This window comes from Amycolatopsis sp. cmx-8-4, assembly GCF_046548675.1.
Lineage (GTDB): Bacteria > Actinomycetota > Actinomycetes > Mycobacteriales > Pseudonocardiaceae > Amycolatopsis.
On the sequence record NZ_JAEBDZ010000022.1, the window covers coordinates 136,324 to 143,322 of the forward strand.

General features: G+C 71.5%; 7 protein-coding genes and 2 pseudogenes. 6 read left to right on the forward strand and 3 right to left on the reverse strand.

Annotated features, from left to right (window positions below; translation table 11 throughout):
• Complete coding sequence (locus tag ACLJQZ_RS35755) at window positions 1-1,038, forward strand: zinc-binding dehydrogenase (RefSeq protein WP_410624545.1); 1,038 nt, start codon at window positions 1-3, stop codon at window positions 1,036-1,038.
• 162 nt (window positions 1,039-1,200) lie between these two features.
• Window positions 1,201-1,407, forward strand: a pseudogene (locus tag ACLJQZ_RS35760) (response regulator transcription factor); the annotation flags it as partial.
• A 63-nt stretch (window positions 1,408-1,470) separates the two neighbouring features.
• On the opposite strand, the gene ACLJQZ_RS35765 reads toward ACLJQZ_RS35760, so the two are convergent.
• Complete coding sequence (locus ACLJQZ_RS35765) at window positions 1,471-2,925, reverse strand: MFS transporter (RefSeq protein ID WP_410624547.1); 1,455 nt, start codon at window positions 2,923-2,925, stop codon at window positions 1,471-1,473.
• 198 nt (window positions 2,926-3,123) lie between these two features.
• On the opposite strand from ACLJQZ_RS35765, the gene ACLJQZ_RS35770 reads away from it, so the two are divergent.
• Entirely contained in the window at window positions 3,124-4,332 is a 1,209-nt protein-coding gene (locus ACLJQZ_RS35770) for a cytochrome P450 (RefSeq protein ID WP_410624549.1), read from the forward strand.
• A gap of 48 nt (window positions 4,333-4,380) precedes the next feature.
• Here ACLJQZ_RS35770 and lexA read toward each other — a convergent pair whose 3' ends face one another.
• Window positions 4,381-5,037, reverse strand: coding sequence for a transcriptional repressor LexA (gene lexA / locus ACLJQZ_RS35775; RefSeq protein ID WP_410624551.1), 657 nt, complete (start codon window positions 5,035-5,037; stop codon window positions 4,381-4,383).
• Between the two features lie 286 nt (window positions 5,038-5,323).
• On the opposite strand from lexA, the gene ACLJQZ_RS35780 reads away from it, so the two are divergent.
• From ACLJQZ_RS35780 to ACLJQZ_RS35790, 3 genes are all read left to right on the forward strand, one after another.
• The gene (locus ACLJQZ_RS35780) at window positions 5,324-5,842 is read left to right on the forward strand and encodes a lytic polysaccharide monooxygenase auxiliary activity family 9 protein (protein WP_410624553.1); all 519 of its coding nucleotides are present in this window, start codon (window positions 5,324-5,326) and stop codon (window positions 5,840-5,842) included.
• Between the two features lie 79 nt (window positions 5,843-5,921).
• Window positions 5,922-6,140: a hypothetical protein gene (locus ACLJQZ_RS35785; RefSeq protein ID WP_410624555.1), complete on the forward strand. Its 219-nt coding sequence runs from the start codon at window positions 5,922-5,924 to the stop codon at window positions 6,138-6,140.
• 188 nt (window positions 6,141-6,328) lie between these two features.
• Window positions 6,329-6,877, forward strand: a complete 549-nt coding sequence (locus tag ACLJQZ_RS35790; protein WP_410624557.1) for a cysteine hydrolase family protein — start codon at window positions 6,329-6,331, stop codon at window positions 6,875-6,877.
• Here ACLJQZ_RS35790 and ACLJQZ_RS35795 read toward each other — a convergent pair.
• Window positions 6,874-6,999, reverse strand: a pseudogene (locus ACLJQZ_RS35795) (IS630 family transposase); the annotation flags it as partial. The gene ACLJQZ_RS35790 and the pseudogene ACLJQZ_RS35795 overlap by 4 nt on opposite strands.

Genomic DNA, 6,999 nt, shown 5'->3' on the forward strand with positions numbered 1-6,999 from the left:
ATGGGCGACACGATGCTGGCGGGCCGGCTCGATCTGGACAAGCGGGAGTTCGGCGTCGAAGAGGTGCCGATTCCGGTACCCGGACCGGGGGAGGTGCGGATCGCGGTCGCCGCGGCCGGCGTCTGCCTGTCCGACCTGCACCTCATCGACGGCACCCTGCCCGGCACCGGCACGGTCACCCTCGGCCACGAGGTCTCGGGCACGGTCGAGGCGCTCGGCCCGGACGTGCCGGCCCACCTCACCGTCGGCCTGCGCGTCACGCTGCAGGCCGGGCAGTCGTGCGAGGTCTGCGACCGCTGCCTGCGCCGGCAGCCGTGCCTGCGCTCGCGGGTGCGGGGCGTGCACTACGACGGCGGCTGGGCGGAGTACGCGCTCGCCCGCGCCGACACGGTCGTCCCGATCCCCGACGACCTGCCGTTCGACCAGGCGGCGATCATCCCGGACGCGGTGTCGACGCCGTACGCGGCGGTCGTCGCGACCGCCCAGGTGCGCCCGGCGCACTCGGCGGGCGTGTGGGGCGCGGGCGGCCTCGGCGTCCATGGCCTGCAGGTGCTGCGGCTCGCGGGCGCGGCCCCGATCGTCGCGATCGACCCGCTGCCGGCGGCCCGGGAGCGGGCCCTGTCGTTCGGCGCGGACGTAGCCCTCGACCCCGCCGCGGCGGACTTCGCCGAGCGGATCGGCGCGCTGACGGGTGGCCGCGGGCTGGACTACGCGTTCGACTTCGCCGGGTACGCGGCGGTGCGCGAGCAGGCGGCCGCGGTGCTGGGCGCGCAGGGCGCGATGGTGCTCGCCGGGCTCACGAACGCGCCGCTGCACCTCCCGGACAGCGCCGGGCTGAGCGTGCGCGGCCAGCGGATCCTCGGGCACTTCGGCTCGTCGGGCGAGCACGTGCTCGAACTGGTCTCGCTGGCCCGTCACGGCCGGCTCGACCTGTCCCGGTCGATCAGCGCGCACATCCCCCTGGCGGAGGCGGACCGGGCGGTGAAGCAGCTCGCGGACAAGACGGGCAACCCCATCCGGCTGATCCTCGTCCCGTGACGTTCAGTCCCATGTGGACGGTGTTCGACAGTTTCGACAGGTCCGCTCCGGTCATCCGGAACCTGGTGTAACGACTGGGCTTCCCGCGCCGATGACGCCTCTGTGAGTCTGAAGGAAGCCCCGGTCATCAGCAACGGCTGGCGTGTCACAGCGAAGTTCACGATGACCGGTCGCGAGACCGAGATCCTCGACCTCATCGGCGAAGGTCTGCGCAACCAGGAGATCGCCCGGCGGTTGGTGATGAGTGAAGCCACGGTGAAGACGCACATCAACAACCTCTTCGCCAAGGCGGGGTTCCACTCGAGGGAAGACGCGGTCCTGTACGCGGTCGGCATCGCGGAGCCGGGCCGGTATCGCCGCGCCGACTGACGCGACGGCACCGAACCGGGGCCGGTACCGGCGCGCCGGCTCGTGTGGCGGCACCGAGGCGCGTCAGCCTTGTGCCGCCGCAACCGGTTCCGGCGTCGCGGGCGCCGTGGCGGCACGCGTGTGCTTGGGCAGGAACGCGGCGATCGCCAGTGCGATGAGGGCCGCGCCGGAGCCCATGGCCAGCACCACGCGGAAACCGCTCGCCGCGGGCAGCGTCGCCGGTCCGAATTGGACGGTCAGCTGCGCCAGCACCAGACCCGCCGTCGCGCTGGAGATCGATGTGCCGATCGAGCGCATCAGCGTGTTCAAGCTGTTCGCCGCGGCCGTTTCCGACACCGGGACCGCCGCCATCACCAGGCCGGGCATCGCGCCGTAGGCGAGGCCGATGCCGCCGCCGATGACGCACGAGATCAGGACCAGGTGCCAGACCTCGCTCATCAGCACGATGCCGATCGCGTACCCGATCGCGACGACCACCGCGCCGAGCATCAGCGTCGTCTTCGGGCCGCGGGTGCGCGAGATCCGCGCGGACACCGGCGCGAGCGCCATCATGACCAGACCGGACGGCGCCATCACCAGGCCCACCACCAGCATCGACCGGCCGAGGCCGTACCCGGTGGCCGCCGGCAGCTGCAGCAGCTGGGGCAGGACCAGCGACATCGCGAACATCGCGAAGCCGAACACCGCGGACGCGAGGTTGGTCAGCAGCACCTGGCGCCGCGCGGTGGTGCGCAGGTCGACCAGCGGCTGCCGGGTCCGCAGCTCCCAGCGGCCCCACAGCAGCAGGATGACGACGGCGGCGGCGAACAGGCCGAGCGTCGGCGCGCTGCCCCAGCCCCAGTCGGCGCCCTTGGAGATGGCCAGCAGCAGGCACACCAGGGCGATCGACAGCCCGGCCGCGCCCGGCACGTCGAACCGGCCGCCGGTGCGCACCGGCGACTCGGGCACCAGCGCGACGACGAGCCCGGTGACGACCAGGCCGAGCCCGGCCGAGGTCCAGAACAGCACGTGCCAGTCGGCGTGCTCGGCCAGCAGCGCGGCCGCGGGCAGCCCCAGCGCGCCGCCGACGCCGAGGGACGCGCTCATCAGCGCCGTCGCCGAGCCGAGCCGTTCCGCCGGGAGCTCGTCGCGCATGATGCTGATCCCGAGCGGGATGACGCCCGCCGCGAGGCCCTGCAGCGTCCGCCCGGCGACCATCGGCACCAGGGTGTCGGACAGCGCGCCGATCGCCGAGCCGGCGACCAGGGCGCCGAGGCTGACCAGCAGCATCCGCCGCTTGCCGTACATGTCGCCGAGCCGTCCGACCGTCGGCGTCGCGACCGCGCCCGCCAGCAGGGTGGCCGTGATGGCCCAGGTCGCGTCGGAGGCGGACGCGTGCAGCAGTCCGGGCAGCGCCGGGATCAAGGGGATCACGAGCGTCTGCATCAGCGAAACGACGATGCCGGCGAACGCGAGGACCGCGACGACGAGGTTCGCTCTCGGCGCGGTTTCCCCGGCGGGGGCGGAAGGTCTGGACACGGGCGGGGTCCTCCAACGGGGACGCGAATGGGGACGCATCGGGCGTTCGGGTCGATTTAAAGCAACCGCTTGACTAGCGTAGCAGCCTTCGGTTGACTGCTGACGTACTGACGGCGCACCACGAGGAGGATGCACGGTGGTCCTCGGCTGGAACACGCCCAAGCAGACCCGCGCCCGCGTCCACTGTGGAGGAACCGGATGACCAGCACGCTCGGGATCCCGGAGTTCCCGATGACCCGCGCCGCGGGCTGCCCGTTCGACCCGCCGCCGGCCGCGCGCGCGTTGCAGGAGGAGGCCCCGCTCAAGCGGGTGAAGCTGTGGGACGGCTCCACGCCGTGGCTGGTGACCCGCTACGCCGAGCAGCGCACGCTGCTGGCCGACCCGCGGGTCAGCGCCGACGTCTCCCGGCCCGGGTACCCGAGCCCCGCGCCGCTGCCGAAGGGCGGCGGCAGTGGCATCAGCTTCATCCTGATGGACAACCCCGAGCACGCCCGGCTGCGGCGGATGGTCACGGCGCCGTTCACCATCCGGCGCACCGAGAAGCTGCGCCCGGCGGTGCAGCGGATCGTCGACGACCAGCTCGACGTCCTGCTGGCCGGCCCCAACCCGGTCGACCTCGTCGAGGCGTTCGCGCTGCCGGTGCCGTCGCTGGTGATCTGCGAGCTGCTCGGCGTGCCCTACGCCGACCACGGCTTCTTCCAGGAGAACAGCAAGGTCATCATCCGCCGGGACGCGAAGCCCGAGGAGCGCGCCGCCGGGCACCGGGCGCTCATCGGCTACCTCGACGGGCTGATGGGCAAGAAGCTGGCCGAACCGGCCGACGACCTGCTCTCCGGGCTCGCCACCCGCGTCAACGCGGGGGAGCTGACCCGGGTGGAGGCGGCCCAGATGGGTGTCCTGCTGCTCATCGCCGGACACGAGACCACGGCGAACATGATCGCGCTCGGCACGCTGGCCCTGCTGGAGCACCCGGACCAGCTGAAGCTGCTGAGGGAGGCCGACGACCCGAAGCTGGTCGCCTCGGCCGTCGAGGAACTGTTGCGCTACCTGAACATCACGCACAACGGACGGCGCCGGCTCGCGCTGGAGGACATCGAGATCGCCGGTGAGACCGTGCGCGCGGGTGAGGGCATGATCATGGCGAACGACATCGCCAACCGCGACCCGGAGGTGTTCCCGGACGGCGACCGCCTCGACCTGAGCCGCGACGCGCACCGGCACATCGCGTTCGGCTTCGGCGTCCACCAGTGCCTCGGCCAGCCGCTGGCCCGACTGGAGCTGCAGGTCGTCTACAGCACGCTGTACCGCCGGATCCCGACGCTCGCGCTGGCCACCGAGGTCGGCCAGGTCCCGTTCAAGCACGACGGGTCGGTCTACGGCGTCTACGAGCTGCCCGTCACCTGGTAGCAGCCGGCGGGCTCGCCGGTCACGGAAGCGACGAGCCCGGGGGTGCGGTCAGAAGCTGCGCAGCACCGAGACGACCGTGCCGAGGATGACCGCGCGGTCGCCGTCGATGACCTCGTAGGCCGGGTTGCGGGGCTCGAGGTAGACGTGGCCGTCGCGTTGGCGGAAGACCTTGACCGTGGCCTCCTCGTCGATCATCGCCGCGACGATCTGGCCCGAGTGGGCTTCGCTCTGCTGCTTGACCACGACGATGTCGCCGTCGCAGATGGCGGCGTCGATCATCGAGTCGCCGCGCACGCGCAGGCCGAAGACGGTGCCGCGGCCGGTGAGGTCGCGGGGGAGGTTCAGGACGTCGTCGACGTGCTCCTGGGCCGCGATCGGCGTGCCGGCCGCGATGTCGCCGACCACCGGCACGGCGACCGAGTCGGCGTTCTCGCGGGGGCCGCTGTCACGCAGGAACGCGCGCACGTCGAGCTGGCGCGCGACCGAGCCGCCGCGGCTCAGGAAGCCCTTGTCCTCCAGGGCCGCCAGGTGCTTCGACACCGACGACGAGGACCGCAGCCCGACGATCTCCGCGATCTCCCGGCTGCTCGGCGAGTAACCGTGGTGGACCACGCAGTCCCGGATCGCCACCAGGATCCGTTGCTGCCGCTCGGGCAGGGCGGTGGCGTCCAGGTGCTCGAACGGATCGACGTCGTAGGTGGTCACGGGCGGAATCCTAGTGGTAGGCGCGGCGCGCGCCGCCGCCCGGTCCGGTCCGCCACGATCGGGTGAGTCCCGCTCAGTGGAACATTACCGGATGGTTGGCGTCTTACCAACATGACTTGAGAGTCGCCACCTGTTGACCCATGTCCGTTTCCATCGTATGGTCTAGACCACAAATTTCCTTCGCTCGAACACCTTCCCGGTGCGGGCGGGCCTCCCAGCGGGGTCCGGACCGCGACTTCGCCGTGCCCGGCGGCGGGAAGGCGAGCCCGTCCCCGAAGGAGCTGGTATGAAAGCGAACCGGAAACTGGTCGCGGCCGCCGCGGGTGTGCTGCTGGCGCCGGTGCTGGTGCTGGTCAACCCGGCCGGCATCGCGAGCGCGCACGGCTACGTCAACTCTCCGGCCAGCCGGCAGGCGCAGTGCGCCCAGGGCACCGTGTCCTGCGGGGAGATCAAGTACGAACCGCAGAGCGTCGAAGGCCCGAAGGGGCTGACCTCCTGCAACGGCGGCAACGCCCAGTTCGCCGAGCTCAATGACAACAACAAGGGCTGGAACGCCGCCCCGGTCGGCCGGTCGGTGACGTTCACGTGGACCTTCACGGCCCGCCACAGCACGGCCAGCTACGACTACTACATCGGCAGCGAGAAGATCGCGAGCGTCCCGGGCAACAACCAGCAGCCGCCGGCCACCGTTTCGCACCAGGTGGATCTGGGTGGCCGCACGGGACGCCAGACGGTACTGGCGGTCTGGAACATCGCGGACACCGTGAACGCGTTCTACGCCTGCATCGACCTGCAGGTGAGCTGAGCCCCGGGCCGTCCGGGAGCGCGCGGCTCCCGGGCGGCCCGGCCAGTACGTCGTGCAGGCCCAGGGAATCCGGCTTCCCTTGCCGTCGATCGAGCCGTACCGCGAGAAGTGGCTCCCGCTGGGCATCCCGGCGGCGGAGATCGACCGGGCCGTCGCTTTCCACGACCGCTGGGGCGGCCTGCTCCTCCCGCCCGCGCCGGCCTGCGACGGTGGTCCGCGGTACTTCTCGGGCGACCTTCCCGAATACTCGACGGAAGCGGGCTGGGCGTTCGACGCCGGCCTGCGCGGCATCGGCTGACCGGACTCAAGCCGCCGCGAGTTCCACGAAGGCTCGCACGCCGTGGCCGCGTTCGGGCTGCCGTGTCCGGAAACCTTTAGTACGCAAGCAACACTCGAAATGCGTCAAAGCCCCATCCGGTGGCCGCGCGGCGGCACCACTAGACTTCAAGTAATCACTTGATGACTTAACGCACGAAGGGGCCGACGATGGCCAAGCACGCTCTCCTCGTCATGGATGTCCAGCCGGTCGTCGTGGACCGGTACCCCGATCCCGCCTACCTGCCCCGCCTGCGCGAAGCGATCGAGGCCGCCCGGACGAGCGGCACGCCCGTGATCTACGTCGTCGTCGGGTTCCGCCCCGGTTTCCCGGAAATCAGCTCCCGCAACAAGATGTTCGGCGCGCTCGCGGGTTCCGGGGCGCCGTTCGACGAGAAGCTCACCCGGGTGCACCCGGACGTCGCCCCCGAAGCCGGCGACGTCGTCGTCACCAAGCGCCGGGTCAGCGCGTTCGCCGGCAGCGACCTGGACGTCGTGCTGCGCGCGGGCGGCATCGACCACCTGGTCCTCACCGGGATCGCCACCAGCGGCGTCGTGCTGTCCACCCTGCGCCAGGCGGCCGACCTCGACTTCGGCCTCACCGTCCTGGCCGACGGCTGCCTCGACGCCGACCCCGAGGTGCACCGCGTGCTGACCGAGAAGGTGTTTCCGCACCAGGCGGACGTCACGACCGTCGCCGAGTGGGTCGCCGCCCGCTAAGCACCTGGCCAGAAGTCTTGTCCGAAATTCTCGGGTAGCCAGGGGCTGGTCCAGGGTGCTGCGGTGGTGAGTGTTTGTTCGGTGGTGCGGTTGCGGAAGTAGGCGTGGGTCTGGCGGAGTCG